This is a genomic window from [Clostridium] symbiosum ATCC 14940 (assembly GCF_000466485.1).
GTDB classification, from domain to species: Bacteria; Bacillota; Clostridia; order Lachnospirales; family Lachnospiraceae; genus Otoolea; species Otoolea symbiosa.
The window spans coordinates 1-21583 of the sequence record NZ_KE992967.1 but is presented as its reverse complement, the minus strand read 5'-3'; the positions used below and the strand labels follow the sequence as shown (position 1 = coordinate 21583).

Here is a 21583-nt window from a genome sequence, read left to right as displayed (position 1 = left end):
TGTCTCTTCGTGTTAAATTAATATGTAGAAGAACCGATAATCGAATTTTTTTATACCACATAATCATCATTATGTGGTATTTTTATGTGCGTGTAAAAACAAGTCCCATCCGGCTGAGCTGCCGGGAATGCATCAGTCCGCTTTCCATTGTATAAATACGGGTGGTTGATACATTGGAATGGCCAAGTAAATCTGCAAGTCTTGACAGGTCCTTTTCCAGCGCATAATACGTGCGGGCGAACAGGTGGCGCAGGTTATGGGGAAATACTTTGCCTGGTTCCACACCTGCGCTGTCACAAAGCATTTTCATATCCTTCCAAATATTGGAGCGGTCAAGAGGGCAGCCGTTTCTGGTGCAGAAAATGATTCCTGCGTCAATACCACGCTCCCTGCAATAATGCCGGAGCGCCCGGCACAGGTCGGGAGGGAGAAAGATAATGCGTGTCTTACCCTTACAGTCAGCCTCAGCTCTTCCCGTTTTTGCAGATTCCGCAGTAATAAATTTCAGTTCTGAGACTCGGATACCGGTGGAACAGATAGTCTGGAGAAGAAGAGATAATCTGTTATTCTGCCTGTTTTCTGCGGCTTTTATAAGCCTGCGGTATTCTTCTGTGGTCAACTCTTTCTTAGGGTTTGAAAAGATTTGGCGTTGAATTTTAAGCGGCTTTACTTTCAGGCCCGGAAGTTCGAGCCAGTCCAGAAATTTGTTGACGGACGCCAGCATGGAATTGACACTGGCCGGTGCATGTGTCTGTGTTAAATGCTTTTTCCAGTCCAGCAGCGCCTCTTTGTCCATCGGCTGTCCGTCTAGAAAAGTAAAAAACACTTTCAAATCCCGGATATATTTCGTGATTGTGTTTCTACTGCGTTCCTCCTGGTGCAGATAGTTTTGAAATTCAGCAATCCGTGTACAGGAAAAGATTTCATCAGGTTTGTTTTGTCCTTGTTCCATTTTCATTTCCTCACTTTTTTGGCTAATATAATATGGTTATTGTACCTGAAAACGCCTTTGCTATACTTTTTGTAATTCAGGCACACTATTTTTACCGGCAGAAATTTGCAAATAACAGTAGTTATACAGCCAATGGTTATGATATACTATGAGCACTTGATGAGGTATCCCACGATACTGGTGCGAGTCAAGTTATACAAAATTAAAAGATGAATGGATTATTTTTAAGTAAAAGGAGAGAAAAATCATGCTGCAATTTCATGGAAGTGAAGAATATATCGCGTCGGACGAACTGATCCGCAGTGTCAATATCGCTGCTGCTTTAAAGAAACCGCTGCTGTTAAAGGGAGAACCGGGAACCGGAAAGACGATGCTGGCTGAAGCGATTGCAAAGTCCCTTGGAATGGAGCTTTTAATCTGGAATATCAAATCTACCACAAGAGCGCAGGACGGCCTCTATGTATATGACACGGTACAGAGACTGTATGACAGCCAGTTCGGAACCGAGGGAGTAAATGATATCGGCAAATATATCCGTTTGGGCAAGCTGGGGGAGGCGTTTAAGCGTGAAAAGCAGACGGTTCTGCTGATTGACGAGATTGACAAGGCCGATTTGGAATTTCCAAACGATCTGCTCTGGGAGCTGGACAAGATGGAATTTTATATTCCTGAGACAGGGGAGACGGTCAAGGCAACGGTACGCCCAATCGTCATCATCACGTCAAACGCGGAAAAGGAGCTGCCGGATGCATTTCTGCGCCGCTGTATCTTCCATTACATTGCATTTCCGGATGCGTCTATGATGGAACGTATCATCAAGGCTCATTACCCGGATTTGGAACAGAAGCTGATTGACGGCGTGCTGGAGGCATTTTATAAAATCAGGGACATCCGGGGACTTCAGAAGAAACCGAGTACCTCGGAGGTACTGGATTGGATTCAGGCTTTGTCAATTGGAGGCATTCCGGTGAAAAAGCTTGAGAGGGAGATTCCCTTTGCCGGTGTATTGTTAAAGAAGACAGAGGATTTAAAGCAGGTGGAGCGAAAAAATGTTTACTGATTTTCTTTATCTATTGCGTGCGCAGGGAATGAAGACAGGCCTGAATGAATGGAACAGCCTGATGGACGCCCTGTCCATGAATCTCAACGAGGCCAGCCTGACGGAATTCTATTATACGGCCAGGGCGGTGCTTGTGAAAAAGGAATCGGATTATGACAAATTCGACCAGGCGTTTCTGGAATATTTTGAAAACGTCACGACATATGACAGACTGCCTCAGGAAGTTCTCGACTGGCTTGCAAAAGCGAGAGAGCAGACGCCCTATGACAAAGATGAGGTGGACGCCCGCTTTGAGGGCCTTGGTCTGGACGAAATCCGGAAAATGATGGAGGAGCGCTTAAAGGAACAGCATGAGCAGCACCACGGCGGAACGAAATGGATAGGAACGGGGGGAACCTCCGCGTTCGGCCATTCCGGCTATAGTCCGAGGGGAATCCGTGTGGGAGGACCTGGAAAGAACAGGAGCGCCCTTCAGGTGGCTGAGGAACGAAACTACAGGGATTTCCGGGATGATTCCGTCCTGCAGATACGCCAGTTCCAGATAGCCTTAAGAAAGCTGCGTCTGCTTTCCTGCCGTGAAGACGGGCCGAAGACCGAGCTGAATGTGGAAAAAACGATTGAAAAAACGTGTGATCAAGGCGGAAGACTGGAGCTTGTCATGGAACGTCCCAGGAAAAACCAGACAAAGCTTCTTCTTTTGATGGACAGCGGCGGCTCGATGTGGAGCTATGCTGAGCTGTGCAACCGTCTGTTCCAGGCAGTGGATCAGTCATCCCATTTTAAAGATTTAAAGGTATACTATTTTCACAATTGTTTTTATGATTATCTGTTCACAACGCCTTCCTGTTCCTGGAGGGAGAAGGTATCGACGGAATGGGTGTTTAATAATCTGAAGCCGGAGTATAAGGTTATCCTGGTAGGGGACGGGGCCATGGCGCCCTCGGAGCTGCTCTACCGCGGCGGGAGCCTCGACTATTTCCACCGAAATGACAAGACGGGCCTCTACTGGCTGGAGACATTAAAACGGAGATTTCCGTCCTCCGTCTGGATGAACCCGATTAATGAGAAGGTGTGGGATTACACGTACGGCTACCAGACGATTGGCCTGATTCGGGAGACGATTCCGATGTTTCCTCTGACGGTAAGCGGCCTGGAGAATGGAATCAAAGCTTTAAAAAAAGGGGAATAGGCGGGGAATGAGCCCGTTAAAGACGTGATAAAGTGACAGGAGGCAAGACTTAAATGGAACAGGTGGAAACGCTTCTTCGGCTGTCCGACAGCCTGGAGAAGCATACGATCGCTGTCCGCAGGATGATTCATCAGAAACCGGAGCTGGCCTTTGAAGAATATAAGACAGCAGGGCTGGTTATGCAGGAACTTCGGCGGATGGGAATACCATATGAGGAGAGTCCGGTGGAGCCGGGAATTGTGGCGGTAATTGACAGCGGCAAGCCGGGGAAGCTTTTGATGCTCAGGGCCGATATGGATGCACTGCCAATCGAGGAGACGGCGCAGGTGTCTTTTCGTTCCCTGAATAAAGGCGTCATGCATGCCTGCGGCCATGATGTCCATACGGCAAATCTGCTGGCTGTCGGGGAAATTTTAAACGGAATGAAGGAATTTTGGAGCGGCAGGGTCAAGCTGGTATTCCAGCCTGCGGAGGAGCGCGGAGGCGGAGGCCGCCAGATGATAGAAGCAGGGCTGATGGAGGAACTTCCCGACGCTTGTATGGCACTTCATGTGACATCCGATCAGAGGGGAAAGTTCTATGTGGGTGTCGGTCCGGTGACGGCGTTCTCCGACCGCTGTGAAATTGTGGTGCATGGAAAAGCGGCCCATTCCTCAGAGCCGCAGGAGGGAGTTGACGCCGTCTATATTGCCGCATCGATCATTGTGGCCCTCAACACACTGGTGCCGAAGAACTTAAGTCCCATGGAGCATTCAACTTTGAATATGGGAATGATATCCGGCGGAGCTGCGCTTAACGTAATTACCGACCGGGTTGAAATGCATGGCATGATGCGCAACGCTGAAGCACAGACCAGGAGTGTTATGATGGAAAAGATACGATCCCTGTCGGAAGGGATCGCATCTGCCATGGGCGGAAGCTGCGAAGTGAAATTTGAAGAGGGGTATGCGGCGGTCTATAATGACAAAACCCTGGCGAAACGGGTGATTGCCACTATTAAAGAGAATGAGGAGGCACTTTATAAGGGGCTTCCCACAGGTGAGCCGTATCCGGAAATCGTCACCGGCGATCTTCTCAGACTTGCTTCGGAGGATTTCGGCTTCTTTTCGCAGAAGGTGCCTTCCTGTTATATCATGATGGGTACAGGCGAAGGCGCTCCGGTCCACAATCCGGAATTTAAGGTGGATGAAACATATATAAAGCTGGCGTCGAGGACGATGGCCGCTGTTGCGATTGATTATCTGAAGGACTGAAATAAGAAAATTACATAGAAAAACCGTTCGGACAGACCAAAACCATGAAAGGAAAAGGCGTGTTATATCCGGACGGTTTTTTTGCGTGCATTATTTTCAAGCTTGCTACAGCAGGTGCGTATTCTTAAGCAGGAACGGAAAGTTCTCTTTCAGGTGGTAAAACTCCGCGAGATGTGTCGCAGTCAGTTTAACAGCCAGCTCTTCATCCCGGGCCTCGATGGCGTCGGCGATCATTCTGTGAGTAATTTTATTGGCTATCACGTCGGCATAGCGGTGGGAGAGCATGACCTCCATCTGCCTGAGAAACTGAAGCTGATATTTTTCCAGTACAGGATTTTTCGCTATTATGCTGAGCTGAAGATGGAACAGGTAATCATTTTTGATATGTTCCATACGCTCCTTTCCATCGGAAAAATCACTTTCACTGCATTTATCCGCAAGAATACTGAGCTGGCGAAAGTCTTCATTGCTTCCGCGGAAAATGGCAAGCCTTACTGCCATGCAGTCTACGGCGATTCTCATAATACCAAGATCCTGAATCATTTCGTCATCGAAAGTTGTGACCTTGACGAAACGGTTCGGATAAATTGTGACCAGCCCCTCGCTTTCAAGCTGCTTCAAGGCGCTTCTCACAGGGGTGCGGCTGATTCCCAGATCCTTTGCAATCTCAACTTCCGGAATGCGATCGCCAGGTTTTAACTCCATATTCAATATCATATTAAGTATATGCTCATATACAGGTTCAGCCAGACTGGCCGATGATTGTGTCTTCAAAAAAATCCCCCTTATGTTTCATTTTTAATATTTGATTCTATTATATAGTAATATTTAATAAAATTCAATCATAAATGCAAAACTTTATAAAGTTTAAATATATATAATATAAATATGCAAAACTTTATTACTAAAATCTGGTATAATATTTTGTATAAAACGCCAATTGCAATAATTAAATCGTATGTTATTATATTATATATAAATAAACTTTATAAAGTTAAAAAGGATATAATAAAATATCGGAGGGGATATGTTGGAGAGAAAAGAAAAACAACGATTACAGTTATTATCCAAAAGAATTCAAATGTATACAATGAAGACAATCGGTTCTCTGGGCGTGGGTCATGTCGGAGGCTCATTATCAATTGCCGATTTGCTCGCTGTGCTTTACGGGAAAGAGATGAAGTATGACAGCAGGAATCCAAAGTGGGAGGAACGGGACTGGCTGGTATGTTCTAAAGGACACGCCGGGCCGGCGCTTTATTCGGCGCTGGCACTGATGGGATATTTTCCGGAAAGTGAGCTGGAAACTTTGAATCGGCCGGGAACCCGTCTGCCCAGTCACTGTGACAGGAATCTGACAACGGGGATCGATATGACAACCGGTTCTCTGGGCCAGGGCGCGTCTACCGCAGCGGGAATCGCCTATGGAATGCAGCTGGACGGCAAAACAAACATGGTCTACCTGATACTGGGAGATGGGGAAATACAGGAAGGGCAGGTCTGGGAGATGGCATTGTTTGCAGCACATAGAAAGCTTTCCAACCTGATTGCGTTTGTAGATTACAATCATGTCCAATTGGACGGTTATACAGACGATATATGTTCCCTGGGGGATGTGAGAGAGAAGTTCGAGTCCTTTGGATGGTTTGCCCAGGATGTGGACGGGCACGATGTGGAAGCGGTTGCCCAAGCAGTAAAGATTGCGAAATCCCAGAAAGAAAAGCCTTCAATGATTGTTCTGGAAACGGAGAAAGGGCATGGCTGGAGTGAGATTGCCGGAAAGCTAAACGGCCACTGTCCCACTGTTTCCAAGGTACAGCTCGATTCAGCCCTGGCAGAAATGCAGGGGGCATACGATAAAATTAAGGAGGGGATATTATGATTAGGCTGTCCGACGAAATTCTTCCGGAAAACACAGAGATGAGAAAAGCTTTTTGTGATACGCTTATGGAATTGGCAGGTGAGGATAAAAATGTTATTTTAATGGACGGAGATTTGATGGGAGCCATGGGAACCAAGCCTTTTGCACAGGAATTCCCGGAACAGACCATAGACTGCGGCATCCAGGAAGCCAATGCTGTGGGCGTTGCGGCAGGATTGTCCGCAGTCGGTAAAATACCATTTGTGCATTCCTTCGGCCCCTTTATCACAAGAAGAGCCTGTGATCAAGTATTTATGTCCGGGGCCTATGCGAAGTTAAATGTCAAACTGGTTGGATCAGATCCCGGTATTACAGCTCAGATTAATGGCGGGACTCATATGCCGTTTGAAGATATGGGTATTATGCGGGGAATCCCGGAGATGACGATTGTGGAGCCGACCGACATTGCTATGCTGAAATCGGTGCTGCGGCAAATGAAAGAGAATTATGGAATGTACTATATGCGGTTGGTAAGGAAATCCTGTATGAAAATTTATGAAGAAGGTTCAGAATTTGAAATAGGAAAATCCGTAATGCTCCGAGACGGTGGTGACGCGACGGTTATCGCCAGTGGCTATTGTACGGCACAAGCGCTGATAGCAGGAGAAATACTGGACGGAGAGGGGATACATATCCGGGTTTTAGATATGTTTACCTGGAAACCGGTTGACGAAGAGGCTGTGATACTGGCGGCAAAGGAAACCGGCGCAGTAGTAACGGCAGAAAACCACAATGTAATCAACGGGCTGGGATCCGCAGTGGCTGAAGTTCTGGTTAAGAATAACCCGGTTCCGGTGGAGATGATAGGGATACAGGATCTGTTCGGGGAGGTAGGGAACCTGGAGTATCTGGCAGAGCGTTTTGAACTGAAAGCCGATTATATTGCGGCGGCAGTTAAGAAAGCGGTAAAAAGAAAGACGAAGCAGTAAATCAGACAGAGGAGGAGAGGAATGAAAGCACTTATTAAGTACAAACCGGGATCCGGAAATGTGAGGGTGGCTGATGTCGACATGCCTGTAATCGGACCGGATGAGGTGCTTATCAGAGTTATGGGGGCCGGAATATGCGGAACAGACCTGCATATTCTTAAAGATGACAGTTATCCGGTGAAGCCGCCGGTAACTCTGGGGCATGAGGTGTCGGGTGTAATTGAAGAAGTCGGTGGGAAGGTCTCCGGCTGGAAACAGGGGGATAAAGTGGTCAGTGAGACGTATTATTATACCTGCGGCGGGTGTTACTTCTGCAAGACGGGAAATGCCAATCTGTGTGAGCAGAAGCTGTCTATCGGCAGCGGCGTTGACGGCGCTATGGCGGAATATGTGAAAGTACCTGCTAAAAACCTGCACAATTTCCCTGAAAGGCTCAGCTTTGAGGAGGCATGCATGACAGAGCCGCTTGTCTGCTGTGTACAGGCCGTATTTCAGCATACCAGTCTTTTACCGGAAGATTACGTAGTGGTGACGGGACCGGGAACAATCGGTCTTCTCACCTTGCAGGTGATTAAACTGTTTGGCTGCAGGACCATTGTGCTGGGGACAAAAAAGGACAGGCAGCGTCTTGACATGGCTTTGGAGCTGGGGGCAGACAAAGTAATGTATGTAGAGGATGAAGATATAGCGGTGAAGGTGAAGTCCTATTGCAGAGGAATCGGCGCAGATGCCGTATTTGAATGCTCCGGAGCGGTCCCGGCCATCCGGCTGTCCATGGATCTGATGAGAAAGGGCGCATGCTATATTCAGGTAGGTATCCCGGCGCGGGAAGCGGGACTCGACATGGGGAAAATCGTACTCCGGGAATATACAATAAAGGGTACCTATGCCACCAGGCCGGTCTGGTGGGATAAAACATTGGAACTGCTGAATGCCGGAAAAATCAGCCTGAAACCGCTTTTAAGCTCAGTATATCCGCTGGAAGACTGGGAAAAGGGTTTTAAAGAAGCAATCGATGGGGAAGGATTTAAACATATTATTGTACCATGGCGCTGTCAGGGTACGGAAGAAATGGGAGAGTGAGCAGATGAGTAAAATGTCTAAAATTGTATTTGCTATATTTAATATTCTGTTGTTATCATCCAATTATATTTTTGTCGCATGGTTTCCGAGCTACCTTGTTTTTGGCTGGATTCCGTTTCAATTATTGTTTTTCTATATGTCCATGCTGGTGGCTGCGGCTGTATGGGGGCTTTATTATAATTGTTTTTTTAATAAACAGAAACACATTGATGAGAGATATGGGGAAGAGTAAAAAGCATTTACAGGAGGGGTTTCATGCGTACAGAAGTTTGGATTATTATTGGAATTATTGCATATGCACTGTTTATGGTATGCCACGGGTTTTCTAATTTCCGGGCAACTTCAAAATCATCGGAAAGCTTTTTTAATGCGGACAGAGGGGTGAATTCATTTGTCCTTGTATGTACTACGGCGATTTCAGTATATAGCGGGTTATCCTACTATGGGTATCCTGCATCTACTTACGCAAATGGAATCGGCTATGTTGCTGCAGCAGGATGCGCGGTCAGCGGCCTTTTATTCTGTCTGATGGGCTACCGAATCTGGATTCTGGGCCGCGAATACGGCTTTCAGACACCGTCGGATTACCTGCGTACCAGATACTATTCCGAAGGCTTTGGTTTGTTTGTATCGGTTCTGCTGGTGATTTTTATCGTGCCATATGTGGCCGTACAGCTTATGACGATCGGAAGCGGAATTGAAGTTACGACAAAGGGGATGTTTCCCTACCTGCCGGCGGTACTTCTCGGAACAGTCTGTGTATCGCTTCATGTTATCGGGGGAGGTATGAAATCCGTAGCCTGGCTGGATACTTTCCATGCTATTTTGGGAGTATGTGCAGTTTATATTGTAGTTTATTATCTTGTGAAACATTTCTTCCCGGACGGAGGGCTTGTGGAGGCTGCCAACATTGTAAAAAGCAACCCGGACACGGCTTCTATTCTTAGCACACCGGGGCCAAACGGAACCTATACCTGGAAGGGACTGTTGAACCAGGCTCTGACGGCGGCAGTTGCCACGATTGTATGGCCGCATATTTTCATGAGATGCTATATTGCAAAAGGAACAAAGAATTTTAAGGTAATGTCGTGGGCGCTTCCGCTTGCTTATGTGATTCCTGTATTTGGCCTCGTAATCATCGGTTCCTTGATCGGCCCGGCAGTTTTAGGCGCAGGATTTCAAGACGTTGATAATCTTTTGCCTACACTGGTCACACAGTATTGTCCGCCGCTTATTTCTTTCGTATCGATTCTCTGTCTGTTTGCTTTTGCGGTGTCCACAGCAGATTCATTACTTCTGTCTGCGAGCGCGCTGGCATCCAGAGATATCTATGTGCGCCATTTTTACGAGTTAAAAGGTAAACAGGCTGATTCCAGGCAGGTGGTGCATTTCGGCAGAGTTGTGCTGGTGGTGCTGATGATAGCCTGCATCATTGTCACGGCTACAAAATCAACATATATAACAGAATATGCCTATAGGCTGTCATCACCATTCTTTGCCATGATACTTCCCTGTACAATCGGAGGTTTATTCTGGAAAAAGGGTACAAAGGAGGGGGCTATAGCCGGTACGGCTGCGGGTGTTATCGTCACATTCCTGATGACCTTTGTGATTGCTCCTCCGATGGGATTCTCCGCTTTGCTCTGGGGGCTTGCCGTTAATATCGTACTATATGTGGGCGTAAGCCTGATGACAGTGGTTCCGGAGGAAATCGTTGAAAAATATATTGTGAGAGTCGATAAGATTATCAGCGGAAGTCCGGAGATTTTTGAAGTGACGAACACAGCAGTGAATGAAGCAAAGAAAATGTGTACAGGTGAAGGACTTAAAGTAGCCGAGGAAAGTTGATGGATATGACTTGTTTATTTCAGGCATACGGTATCACAGTCCGATATCCTTCTGAATGGAGGATTTACATACCGCAAAGCCAGAGCTTTTGCTGGAAGGACGGTGTCCTGAAATTTGATGATGTCTCAGGGGCGGACAGCAGGGCCTCCTTCACACTTTCCTGGGAAGACGCAGGGCCTGTTGAAGGCTTTGCTGCGGCATATCTTGAGAGTGCTGAAAAGAATTACAAAAAGAAAGTGAAAGGACGCTGCCGGATAGTGGAAAAAAAGCTGGAGAAGCTCAATGGGCATGAGGCAGGATTTTTGGAGGCCGGGCTTTCATCCAATACGCATGTGTTTCGGGCAATGGGAAAGGCACTGGAACTGACGGTAATGCAGACAGCCTGTTACTGTAATACCTCCGGCCGCATTATTATGGGAACTGTGATTGCAGAACAAAAATATTTTGAGAAAAACAGAACATTATTAGAGGGAATGTTAATGGGAATAAAGTGTCATTCAGAGAATGGCAGTGAGGAGAGTGAGGAGCATGCGTACAGCAAAATTAGTTGCCCCATATCGGATTGAAGTAGGGGAGGCTCAGGAACCGCAGGTTAATGACTCCCATCAGGTACTCGTCAGGGTGAAGGCAGTGGGAATTTGCGGGACCGATCTACATACATTTAAAGGAGAACGGACGGATGTTGAATTTCCCCGGGTGATGGGTCACGAGCTCTCCGGTATTGTGATTGGCGCGGGGGACTCGGTCAGCCGGGTAAAGGAAGGGGACCATGTAATATATGACCCTGTAAATTCCTGCGGAAACTGTAGGACGTGTTCAAGCGGCCACGAAAATGTCTGCCGCGAAGTCAAGTGCTTCGGCGTCCAGATGGACGGAGGATTTCAGGACGTGATTGCAGTTTCGGAGGATAAGCTTTATCCTGTTCCAAAGGAAATTCCGTTCGAGTGTGCAGCACTTGCGGAACCGTTTTCCATTGCTGCGAATATTATTGCAAAAGCGGATATGAGGCAAGAGGATCGCGTGGTTATTTTTGGAGCCGGGACGATTGGAATTGCAGTTTTGCAGGCAGTTAAACGGTTGGGAAACCAGGTTCTGGTTACAGATATGGCGGTAGAAAAGCTGGCGCTGGCAAGAGGCTTTGGGGCGGACGAAACGGTGAACAGTCTGAAGGATAATTTGCATGAAGCTGTCGGAGCATTCAGTCCCGGTGGCGCAGATATATTAATCGATGCGGTTGGTACGGCATCAATCCTGTCAGAATGTATTCAATTGGCAGCACCCTGTGCCAATATTGTGGAAATTGGCTTTGATGAACAGGAATCTCTTATCCGCCCGAGCGATATAACAAAAAAGGAACTGACAATTAAAGGCTCCCGAATGAACTGCCATCGCTTTGATATTGTGGCAGAATGGCTTAAGGAAGGCTTAATCACAGATAAGATGATTTCCAGGATTTATCCGCTGGAGCAGATTGAACAGGCATTCAGGGACACCCTGGAACAGGGGGGAACCTGGCTTAAAACGATGATCCGGCTATAGAAGCGGTTCTGTATTTAGGAAAGTGAGTGATATGATGAAACAGCTGATGATAAAACCGGCAATTTACAAATACGAAAAAGCCGGAGACTTTGCTGAGGAATTTGCCCTGGGAAAGGGTGATCTGGTCATTACAAATGAATATATTTATGAACCGTATTTCGGAGGGCTGAATCTTGGCTGCGACGTCCTGTTCCAGGAAAAATACGGGGCGGGGGAGCCGTCGGATGATATGGCGGAGGCTATGTACCGCGATATGAAGGGAAGCCACAGAAGGATCATTGCAATCGGCGGCGGCACGGTGATTGATATATCAAAGCTGTTTGCCCTGAAGAATGTCTCGCCGGTGGAAGACTTGTACGATGGAAGACTGGAGATTGTAAAGGACAAGGAACTTGTCCTGGTGCCGACGACCTGTGGGACGGGAAGCGAAGTTACCAATATTGCAATCCTGGCGCTGAATAAAAAAGGGACAAAGAAGGGGTTGGCAGTGGATGAGATGTATGCAGACAGCGCGGTTCTGATCCCTGAACTTTTAGGAGGCCTTCCATTCAAATTCTTTGCCGCCAGTTCCATCGATGCGCTGATCCATGCGGTTGAATCCAGCCTGTCCCCAAAGGGAAATGAGATGACGCGGCTGTTCGGCTATAAGGCAATTGAAATGATATTGAATGGTTACAAAATCATTGCTGAGAAGGGAGAAGAGGCCAGAATCCCGCTGCTAAGTGATTTCCTGACAGCCAGTAATTACGCGGGCATCGCTTTCGGGAATGCAGGCTGCGCCGCTGTCCATGCCCTGAGCTATCCTCTCGGCGCCAAATATCACGTGGCCCACGGCGAGTCCAATTATGCCATGTTTACAGGGGTTATGAAACAATACATGGAAATTAGGAGCGACGGGGAGATTGACAGGCTGAACCGGTATATTGCCGCGATTCTGGGGTGCGGGACCGCCGAGGTTTATGATAAGCTGGAAGAGCTTTTAAATCACCTGCTCCCCAAAAAGGCACTGCGTGAATACGGTGTCACGGTGGAAGATTTGGAGGCGTTTACCGGCTCGGTTCTTGAAAACCAGGGCAGACTCCTGGCCAATAACTTTGTACCGCTCGATAGAAAACAGATTTTTAACATATATAATGAATTGTATTAGAGCATTAAAATACGCCCGTGGGGGACTTTGCCGGTTCCAGACGGGCGTGTTTTGATGCTCTTTAAGGATTGTGAAGGTGCATTTCTTCCTGTATAATAGTAGACAGGATCTGAATAATTAAGCATTGGCAAAAGAGGTGGAACGTGAAAAAAACAGACACATCGGAGATGTTTTCAAGTGTGGAGGAGGCGAATGAATGGCTGGATGCAATTATCGAGCATTCCTTTGACGGTATCTACATAACAGACGGCAATGCAAATACAATAAAAGCAAACAGGGCGTATGAGACGATCACGGGGCTTAAGAAGTCAGAGGTGCTCGGCTGCAATATGGAGGAGCTGGTAGAAAAAGGGATTGTTTCTGCCAGCGGTTCCCTGATCGCTATCCGGGAAAAAAGGCCCGTCACAATCCGGCAGGAATTTAAGACAGGGAAGAAAGCGCTGATCACCAGTTCTCCGATTTATAATGAGAAGGGCGAGATTGTCATGGTAGTGACCAACGTCCGGGATTTGACGGAGTTATACAGCCTGAGAGAAGAAGTCGAGAAGACGAAGCTGGAGGGAATGCGTCTGAAAAGGGAGCTGAGCCATATGTATGAACGGTTCAGCATCGGAGATCAGATTGTTGCGGTGGACCGCAGTTCCCTGCAGGCCTTTGTCATGGCGGATAAGGTAGCGCCCCTTGATACGACGGTCATGCTTCTGGGTGAGACGGGAGTGGGAAAGGAAGTATTTGCCAAGTACATCTATTCCGGCAGCCGCAGAAAGGAAGAGAGTTTTATCAAAGTAAACTGCGGCGCAATTCCGGAAAGCCTGATTGAGAGCGAGCTTTTCGGATATGAAAAAGGGGCCTTTACCGGTGCGGACCGGAATGGTAAAATAGGGCTCTTTGAGGCGGCCAACAACGGAACGATCTTTCTGGATGAGATCGGCGAGCTTCCGATGAAGATGCAGGTAAAGCTGCTGAGGGTCCTTCAGGAGAAGGAGATAGAGAGGGTTGGCAGTTCAAAGCCTGTGAAGGTGAATGTCAGGGTGATCGCCGCTACGAACCGGAATCTTGAAGATATGGTGGAAAAGAAGCTGTTCCGCGAGGATCTGTATTACCGCCTCATGGTATTTCCCATTACGATACCGCCGCTTCGTGAGAGGCGGGAGGATATCGTCCCGCTGGCCTCCAGATTCCTGGAAGAATTGAATGGAAAATACGGTTTTCACCGGAACTTCTCCCGAGAGGCATACCAGCTTTTGAATGATTACCACTGGCCCGGCAATATCAGGGAACTGAGAAATATCGTTGAGAGGGCCGTGATTATCAGCAGCGGAGATGAAATCATGCCTGACAGCCTTCCCGTATTCCCGGCCGGGGACCGCCCCTGCGGGGAAAAAAGAGAGAAGCAGGTAATGCTCGGTCAGGTGGAGGACTTGAAGGAGGCAATGGGGGAGCTGGAGCTTCGGTATATTAACCACGCATATGAAAAATACGGCAATGTCAGAGACGCCGCCGAAAGCCTGGGAATGACGCCATCCACCTTTGTACGCAAGAGAAAAAGGTATGCAAAATAAAGTAAAGAATATAAAATATAGAACATGGAAAGTAACAGTTCAGACAGGTCTGCGCACTGGCTGCGCTGACCGTGCGAAAATGTAGTGGCAGTCCGGCTCATCGCGTAGCGATTTAATTAGACGGATGCCGTAACAGTTCATGCTGTCTGAACTGTTACCACGGAAACAGGAGGATAAGAGTATGGAACACTATCTGGGAAAAGAGATCCCGAAACTTGGCTTTGGACTGATGAGGCTTCCGAAAAACGGAGAGGAAATCGATGTGGAACAGACAAAGGAGATGGTTGATCTGTTTCTGGAGGCCGGATTTAACTACTTCGATACGTCCTGGGGATACATAGGTTCAGAAGCCGCTGCAAGAGAGGCCCTGGTGAAGCGCCATCCCCGTGAAAGCTATCTTCTGGCGACAAAATGTCCCGCCTGGGCGGCAAAGACAAAGGAAAAGGCGCAGAGTATGCTGGATAAATCGCTGGAGCGTACAGGAGCCGGTTATTTTGACTTTTACCTGCTTCACAATCTGGGCGAGTCGAGAAGCCATTATTTTGATGATTACGGGATTTGGGAATTCCTTGCAAAGAAGAAGGAAGAGGGGGTAATCCGTCATCTCGGCTTTTCTTTCCACGACAAGGCGGAGGAACTGGATAAAATATTGACGGCCCATCCGGAGATGGAATTTGTACAGCTCCAGATTAACTATGCAGACTGGGAGGATCCGCACGTAGAATCCGGAAAATGTTATGAAGTGGCGAGAAAGCACGGAAAACCGGTTATTATCATGGAACCGGTTAAAGGCGGGACGCTTGCCGTCCTTCCGGAGGAGGCGGATAACATTTTCAGAAAAGCAGATCCGGAGCAGTCACCTTCTTCCTGGGCCATCCGCTATGCAGCTTCCCTGGACGGAGTGATAACCGTTCTGTCGGGCATGTCAAATACGGAGCAGATGCGGGATAATATTTCCTTTATGAAGGATTTCAAACCGCTGACACAAAAGGAGCGGAAAGTGATTGAGGAGGTCAGAAAAGTTCTGGAATCCTGTCCGACGGTTCCCTGCACCGCATGCGGTTATTGTATGGAGGGATGCCCGGAATCCGTAGCTATTTACGGAACATTCCAGGCCGTTAATATATTTAAACGGTACCAGGATCTGAACGGAGCCAAAGGAAAGTATAAATGGAATACGGAGGGACATGGATGGGGCAAGGCGTCCGCCTGCATCGGCTGCGGAGCCTGTGAAGCCGTCTGTCCGCAGCATATTTCCATCAGGGAGGAGCTTAAAAAAGCTGCGGAAATTCTTGAATAATTAGAGGTTGGGGGTATTTAAGCAGGTGAGGACGCTGCCGGTGCCGCGAAAACCTTCGCCTGAGTCTTCAGTCCCCTGCACAATTGATTCTGGCCGGATTCCCCGTTCCCGACGCGTCCCACCTTCAACATATAAAAAACCTCTTGACTTGGAGTTAACTTCAAGGTGTATTCTGATAAAGACATACGAAGCAGAATACCAAAGGAGGTTTCAACATGGTATATAAAGAGTTTCAGGATAAGAAATTATCCGCACTGGGGTTCGGTGCAATGCGTCTCCCTGTGTCGGACAGCATCCCGGGTACCCCCATCGATGAAGAGAAAACGGAAGAGATGGTGGATTTTGCCCTCCGTCACGGCGTTAATTATTTCGATACGGCCTATGGCTATCATGACGGGACATCAGAAGTTGTAATGGGAAAAGTACTCGGTAAGTACCCGAGGGACAGCTATTATCTGGCTACAAAATTTCCGGGATATGATTTATCCAATATGGATAAGGTGGATACGATTTTCGAAGAACAGCTGGGCAAATGCGGCATGGAATATTTCGACTTCTATCTGCTCCATAATATATATGAGAAGAATATCGATCCGTATCTGGATCCGAAGTACGGAATTATGGACTATCTGTTAAAGCAAAAGGAGAACGGACGCATCAGGCATCTCGGATTTTCCGCTCATGGGCGGTATGATACGATGAAACGTTTTCTGGAGGCCTATGGAGATAAGATGGAGTTCTGCCAGATCCAGTTAAATTATCTGGACTGGAAATTGCAGGATGCAAAAGCAAAGGTGGAGCTTTTGAACGAGTACCACATCCCGATTTGGGTCATGGAGCCGCTGCGGGGCGGCAAGCTGGCTGAGCTTTCCGCCGAAAATGAGGCAAAGCTCCATGCTCTGAGGCCGGAGGAGGCAGTGCCAGCCTGGGCGTTCCGTTTCTTACAGTCCATACCGGGCGTGACAATGGTTCTCTCCGGCATGTCAAACAGAGACCAGCTTGAGAAAAATATCGCCACCTTTGCAGAGGACAGGCCGCTGAATGAGGAAGAGATGACTGCCATACTTGAGGCTGCCGACAGTATGCTGGATGTGCTTCCCTGTACCGCCTGCCGCTACTGCGTGTCCCATTGCCCGAAGGGGCTGGATATTCCAACCCTGCTTTCCCTTTACAATGAGACACGTTTTGTAAACGGCCTGATTACCCATATGGCGGTGGACGCTCTTGATGAAGAAAAGCGGCCGGATGCGTGCGCGGGCTGTCACAGCTGTGAAGCCGTCTGTCCGCAGCAGCTTGAGATCGCAGGAGCGATGAAAGACTTTGTCAGAAAGCTTGCGCAGCCGGCCGGATTATAACGTTTCAGACCGCTGACGTTTAAGCCTGCCAAGCCTGCTTAAGCCTGCCAATCCTGCTGCGTTTAAGGCCGCCGGCCGGGAAAACGCTCCTCGAATACTTTTCTCAGCCCGTCCCTGAAATCGGGATGGGCAATTTCAATGAGAGCCAGGGCGCGCTGTCTCAAGGTACGTCCCTTTAATTTGGCGATTCCGTATTCCGTAACCGCGTAATCGATATCGTTTCGCGAGGTGGTGACGGCGGCTCCCTCATCCAGCAGGGGAACAATCTTTGATATTTTTCCCTTTGCGGCGGTGGAGGGGAAGGCCAGGATGGAACGGCCGTTTGCCGCCATGGCGGCACCACGGACGAAATCCACCTGGCCGCCGACTCCGCTAATTTGGGTGAGGCCCACGGATTCCGATGCGGCCTGGCCCATCAGATCGATCTGGACGCAGGAATTGACGGAGACAATATTGTCCTCCTTCATGACTTCGACCGGATTATTGACATAGTCCACCGGAAGCATCGCCACATCCGGGTTTCCATCTACGAAATCATAGAGTTTCCTTGTTCCCATCAGAAAGCTGGCTACGTATTTTCCGGGATTCGTCTTTTTTAAACGGTTTGTGATGACTCCGGCTTCGGCCAGCTCCACGACTCCGTCGGAGAACATCTCTGAGTGGATTCCCAAATCTTTTTTATCACCCAGAAAGCGGAGCACTGCGTCCGGGATAGCCCCGATGCCAAGCTGCAGCGTATCGCCGTCCCTGATCAGGCCGGCACAGTTGGCCCCGATAGCCAGTTCCACATCCCCAATCACCGGGGGCTCCAGCGTAAGAAGCGGCGCGTCATGTTCGACAACAGCCGTCACGTCGGAGATATGGATTGTGCCTCCGAAGGTGACAGGCATCTGTGGATTTACCTGGACAATCACGGTTTTTGCGGATTTCGCAGCCTGCAGCGTATAATCTACGGAGATGCCGAGGCTGAGGTTACCGTTCTCATCGGGAGGAGCCGTCTGGATTAATGCTGCGTCCACGGGGAGGCTGCCGTTTTTAAAAAGCTTTGGAATTTCAGAGAAAAAGCAGGGGGTGAAGTCACCTCTTCCTTCTGCAACGGCTTTTCTGGTCGAACCGCCCACGAACAGCGAATTGTGCCGGAAATGCTTTTCCATGCCGGGGGCGCAGTATCCGGCTGTTCCCATCGCCACCATATGAACGATCTCAACATTCTCATACTGTTCTGCTTTTTCGGTTAAAACATCCAGGAGGTAGGACGGTTCTGCGCAGGCGTGGCCTACAACGACCCGGTCTCCGGAGCGGATCAGATTAAGCGCCTGATCCGCGTCCATCTTTTTGCTCTGATAGAGTTCTTTAAAGGACATGGTAATTCCCTCCTCCATTTAACTTTCTTTAATTCCGGCGATATCCTTTGCCAGCTTTTTCTTCATGCCGATATTGCCCTGGCGTGCAATCATAATGCGCTGGGCCTGCGGGGAGCCGGCGCCGTGCATGGACTCAGTCCGGTAGCCGACGGCAGCGGAGCCGAGTGTCAGATTTTCAACCAGGCGCATCATCCGCATCCTGTCCTCGGTCGGTACATCATTCACGCCCCGGAAATATTTGTCTATGTAGCGGCCCAGCTTCGGATCACGCAGATCCTTCTCGGAGGGAGCCGTAACCATCAGTCCTCCGGCAATATCCTCGGCCAGTCTGGCAATCTCATAGGGGAACCTGGTTACATTCTGTTTACAGACATTGGCCAGCAGCAGATCAATTAAATAGTTGCCTGATTTTGTCTGCGCGCCTTCTGCTGAGCAGGCGATGCCGCAGCAGTACAGCGTCTCGTTTAAATGGGTCATTTCAATCAGTTTGTCTTTGACATGGGAGGCTCTGGCAGCTCCGTTATAATCGGCTGCCGCAGCGGCAGCTCCAATTAAGACGTCGCCGACGCCTACCTTGCATCCGCCGTAAGACTGTCTGTGATATCCGGCAAACCGCTCCACGAGGACGCCGGCGAATTCTGTTTCGCCGTCGAGGAAAATTCGGTCGTTCGGAATAAATACATTATCAAATATTACGAGCGCTTCCATGCCGCCAAACCGGCTGTTGCCCACATCAATATCGGAGCCCTCCAGCTTTCTCGTATCGCAGGACTGACGGCCCACGATCATAAAAATGCCTTCTGCATCGGTGGGACATGCGAAAGAAACCGCATAATCCCTGTCTTCAGGTCCCATGGACTGGGTAGGCATGACAATCACCTCATGGGAATTGACAAAGCCTGTCTGATGAGCCTTTGCGCCGCGGACCACGATACCGTCGGGACGTCTCTCCACTACATGGAGGAACAAATCAGGATCCTTCTGCGCATGCGGGGCCAGGGAGCGGTCACCTTTCGGGTCTGTCATGGCGCCGTCCACAGTCAAATCCTTCTCCTGTGTATACTGGAGGAACTTTTTAAAGTTTTCGAAATAATGGGTGCCATATTTTTCATCAATTTCATAAGAGGTGCTGTAAACGGCGTTGAAAGCGTCCATTCCGACACAGCGCTGGAAGCAGGCCGCTGTCTTCTGACCGCAGAGCCGCTGCATTTTTACTTTCTTGACGAGATCCTGGGCGTTCATGTGGATGTTGGTAAAGCGGTTGATTTTTTCTCCCGTCAGGTTGGAGGTACTCGTCATCAAATCCTCATATTCCGGCATCTGTGCCAAATCATAGGTCATTTTTACGGAATTAAGAGACGGACGCAAGATCGGGTCGTCGACCGGGTTTTCAATTTTTTCCCCAAACATATAAACCTGAAGGTTCAGCTTCCTCATACTTTCTACATACTGTTCTCCTGTCATTAAAGCCATAATGATTCTTCCTTTCCTGATAAGTAATGTGTTAGTGTTTGATTGAAGGCGGTGACCTGTGCGCGGAGCGTGCAGGTTATCGTTTCTGCCAATATTAAGAGCAATTATCGTGCCAGAAAAATACATAGTAAATGAAATATAGAAAAAAGGCAGGCCAGTCGTAACAGTTCCCTTAAGACGTAACAGTTTGGACGGCAGGAACAGTTCCCATAAGACAGCTTACGGCGGCTGAACCGTTGTTGCAAAAATGCAACAACAGACCTTCTGTTTCATTTATGCAACACCAAATTTGCAACAAAGGATTAGGGACAGAACGCTGAAACCGTAAAAGGGAGGAATTTAGTTACAGCTCATGCTGTCTGAACTGTTACGAGATTTCTGGCATGATAATTGCTTATTATAATATTCGTATCCGGTTCATATCAGGACGAAGAAAACAGGAGGCAGTTGATATGGCAGAAATGATTGAAAGAATAGAGAAAGTGCTTGAACAGGATGTCCGTCCATCCCTGCTGTCCCACGAGGGCAACGTTCAGATTGTATCATATGAGGAAAAAAGTAAGATACTGCGGGTCCGGCTGACGGGGCAATGTTCCGGATGTCCTTCGGCACAGCTTACAACGGAAGAGGTAATTGAAAAGGCGGTGAAGGAAAAGATCCCCGAAGTGGAGCAGGTGCTGCTGGTACATGAAGTGAGCAGCGAGCTTCTCGATATGGCGAGAAAAATCCTGAGCCGCAGCGGGGGCAGTGATGACAGGGCTGCCGGTAAAAAGAGTGCCGGACGGGACGGCGCACCGTTCATACGGTGACAGGAGGCAGTATGGTGATCGGTATAAAGTATTGCGGCGGCTGTAATCCGGGATACGTGAGAGAGGAGCTTGTAAAAAAGCTGAAAGAGCGTTTTCCGCATCATATCTATGTGACTGCGTCTGAGCGGACGGAGTGCGATATCTGGCTGCTGGTTTGCGGCTGTTCCTCGGCCTGTGTTTCAGGCGAAGGCCTGAGCGCCCTGAAAAAACGGTTCGTGCTGACAAGCATGAAGGAGTTTTCGAAGGCGGAGGATTACCTGAAGACAGAGAGCGGGCAGCAGATGAAACAGGGGAAAGAAAAAGAGAAAGCAGAAACGGCCGAAGCAGGAACGGTCAGATATCTTAGGATTGGTGAACGTGCATCGGCTGTAAAGACATTTTACAAAGAGGATGCGGACAAATTTGCGCTGCTGACGGGGGATAATAACCGCCTTCATACGGATCGGGAGTTTTCCGAACGGCAGTGGTTTGGACGGCCGGTAGTTCATGGCGTCCTGACGGCCAGCCTGCTGTCCACGGTGATGGGAACGAAGATGCCGGGAAACGGTACAATCCTGATGAGTGAAAATCTGGAGTTTGTGAATCCGGTATATTTTGGGGATACGGTTGAAGCCGTAGTGACTTTTGTCTCCTGCCGGGAGACAAAGTTATTTTATGTCGGAGAATTTTACGGAGAGTGCAGAAACCAGAGAGGAGAGACGGTTGTAACCGGAACGGTAAGGCAGATGATGATGAAATCGCTCTTTTGTTTAACCGGCGGTATAAAGGTAGTGTCAAGTAATCTATGAAAAAACGGAGT

The 21583-nt window shown here is 48.6% G+C and carries 20 protein-coding genes; 16 read left to right on the top strand and 4 right to left on the bottom strand.

All coding sequences use genetic code 11. The features are described 5' to 3' along the window. Positions 1-82: 82 nt before the first annotated feature. Positions 83-952 (bottom strand): tyrosine-type recombinase/integrase, encoded by an 870-nt coding sequence (locus CLOSYM_RS15495; RefSeq protein WP_044902556.1) that lies wholly within the window; start codon positions 950-952, stop codon positions 83-85. Between the two features lie 247 nt (positions 953-1199). On the opposite strand from CLOSYM_RS15495, the gene CLOSYM_RS15490 reads away from it, so the two are divergent. From CLOSYM_RS15490 to CLOSYM_RS15480, 3 genes are read left to right on the top strand one after another with little or no spacing between them, the layout of a single operon-like run. Beyond that, a complete protein-coding gene (locus CLOSYM_RS15490; RefSeq protein WP_003498763.1) occupies positions 1200-2012 on the top strand; it encodes an AAA family ATPase in 813 nt (270 codons plus the stop codon). After that, the gene (locus tag CLOSYM_RS15485; protein WP_003498760.1) at positions 2002-3201 is read left to right on the top strand and encodes a vWA domain-containing protein; all 1200 of its coding nucleotides are present in this window, start codon (positions 2002-2004) and stop codon (positions 3199-3201) included. The genes CLOSYM_RS15490 and CLOSYM_RS15485 overlap by 11 nt, the downstream gene beginning before the upstream one ends. A gap of 53 nt (positions 3202-3254) precedes the next feature. Next, positions 3255-4454: a M20 metallopeptidase family protein gene (locus tag CLOSYM_RS15480; protein WP_003498758.1), complete on the top strand. Its 1200-nt coding sequence runs from the start codon at positions 3255-3257 to the stop codon at positions 4452-4454. Positions 4455-4559: 105 nt separating this feature from the next. On the opposite strand, the gene CLOSYM_RS15475 is transcribed toward CLOSYM_RS15480, so the two are convergent. After that, positions 4560-5228: a GntR family transcriptional regulator gene (locus tag CLOSYM_RS15475; RefSeq protein WP_003498756.1), complete on the bottom strand. Its 669-nt coding sequence runs from the start codon at positions 5226-5228 to the stop codon at positions 4560-4562. A 253-nt stretch (positions 5229-5481) separates the two neighbouring features. Between CLOSYM_RS15475 and CLOSYM_RS15470 the strand changes: the two genes are divergently transcribed. The 11 genes from CLOSYM_RS15470 to CLOSYM_RS15420 all read left to right on the top strand — a co-directional run bounded on the left by CLOSYM_RS15470 (position 5482) and on the right by CLOSYM_RS15420 (position 17138). Beyond that, the gene (locus CLOSYM_RS15470; RefSeq protein ID WP_021642831.1) at positions 5482-6336 is read left to right on the top strand and encodes a transketolase; all 855 of its coding nucleotides are present in this window, start codon (positions 5482-5484) and stop codon (positions 6334-6336) included. Further along, complete coding sequence (locus CLOSYM_RS15465) at positions 6333-7304, top strand: transketolase family protein (protein WP_021642830.1); 972 nt, start codon at positions 6333-6335, stop codon at positions 7302-7304. The genes CLOSYM_RS15470 and CLOSYM_RS15465 overlap by 4 nt, the downstream gene beginning before the upstream one ends. 21 nt (positions 7305-7325) lie before the next feature. After that, positions 7326-8387: a zinc-binding dehydrogenase gene (locus tag CLOSYM_RS15460; protein WP_021642829.1), complete on the top strand. Its 1062-nt coding sequence runs from the start codon at positions 7326-7328 to the stop codon at positions 8385-8387. Between the two features lie 4 nt (positions 8388-8391). After that, a complete protein-coding gene (locus CLOSYM_RS15455; RefSeq protein ID WP_021642828.1) occupies positions 8392-8619 on the top strand; it encodes a hypothetical protein in 228 nt (75 codons plus the stop codon). Positions 8620-8642: 23 nt separating this feature from the next. Further along, complete coding sequence (locus tag CLOSYM_RS15450; protein WP_044902554.1) at positions 8643-10235, top strand: sodium:solute symporter family protein; 1593 nt, start codon at positions 8643-8645, stop codon at positions 10233-10235. A gap of 5 nt (positions 10236-10240) precedes the next feature. Continuing rightward, a complete protein-coding gene (locus CLOSYM_RS15445) occupies positions 10241-10801 on the top strand; it encodes a hypothetical protein (protein WP_044902564.1) in 561 nt (186 codons plus the stop codon). Further along, positions 10764-11774 carry an alcohol dehydrogenase catalytic domain-containing protein gene (locus tag CLOSYM_RS15440; RefSeq protein WP_021642825.1) on the top strand — a complete coding sequence of 337 codons (1011 nt, stop codon included), beginning with the start codon at positions 10764-10766 and terminating at the stop codon, positions 11772-11774. Before CLOSYM_RS15445 ends, CLOSYM_RS15440 begins: the two co-directional genes overlap by 38 nt. A 31-nt stretch (positions 11775-11805) precedes the next feature. Next, the gene (locus CLOSYM_RS15435; RefSeq protein ID WP_021642824.1) at positions 11806-12921 is read left to right on the top strand and encodes a 4-hydroxybutyrate dehydrogenase; all 1116 of its coding nucleotides are present in this window, start codon (positions 11806-11808) and stop codon (positions 12919-12921) included. Between the two features lie 143 nt (positions 12922-13064). Beyond that, entirely contained in the window at positions 13065-14483 is a 1419-nt protein-coding gene (locus CLOSYM_RS15430) for a sigma-54 interaction domain-containing protein (protein WP_081697078.1), read from the top strand. A 181-nt stretch (positions 14484-14664) separates the two neighbouring features. After that, on the top strand, positions 14665-15783 hold the full coding sequence (locus CLOSYM_RS15425) for an aldo/keto reductase (RefSeq protein WP_044902552.1): 1119 nt from the start codon (positions 14665-14667) through the stop codon (positions 15781-15783). 215 nt (positions 15784-15998) lie between these two features. Continuing rightward, positions 15999-17138, top strand: coding sequence for an aldo/keto reductase (locus CLOSYM_RS15420; protein ID WP_021642821.1), 1140 nt, complete (start codon positions 15999-16001; stop codon positions 17136-17138). A gap of 62 nt (positions 17139-17200) precedes the next feature. Here CLOSYM_RS15420 and CLOSYM_RS15415 read toward each other — a convergent pair whose 3' ends face one another. Next, complete coding sequence (locus CLOSYM_RS15415) at positions 17201-18502, bottom strand: acetyl-CoA hydrolase/transferase family protein (RefSeq protein WP_044902550.1); 1302 nt, start codon at positions 18500-18502, stop codon at positions 17201-17203. Positions 18503-18520: 18 nt separating this feature from the next. Then, a complete protein-coding gene (locus CLOSYM_RS15410) occupies positions 18521-19975 on the bottom strand; it encodes a 4-hydroxyphenylacetate 3-hydroxylase family protein (protein ID WP_003508073.1) in 1455 nt (484 codons plus the stop codon). A 452-nt stretch (positions 19976-20427) separates the two neighbouring features. Between CLOSYM_RS15410 and CLOSYM_RS15405 the strand changes: the two genes are divergently transcribed. Both CLOSYM_RS15405 and CLOSYM_RS15400 read left to right on the top strand, forming a co-directional pair. Continuing rightward, the gene (locus CLOSYM_RS15405) at positions 20428-20784 is read left to right on the top strand and encodes a NifU family protein (protein ID WP_003498727.1); all 357 of its coding nucleotides are present in this window, start codon (positions 20428-20430) and stop codon (positions 20782-20784) included. Between the two features lie 11 nt (positions 20785-20795). Beyond that, complete coding sequence (locus CLOSYM_RS15400) at positions 20796-21572, top strand: MaoC family dehydratase (protein WP_021642817.1); 777 nt, start codon at positions 20796-20798, stop codon at positions 21570-21572. The last annotated feature ends 11 nt before the right edge of the window (positions 21573-21583 follow it).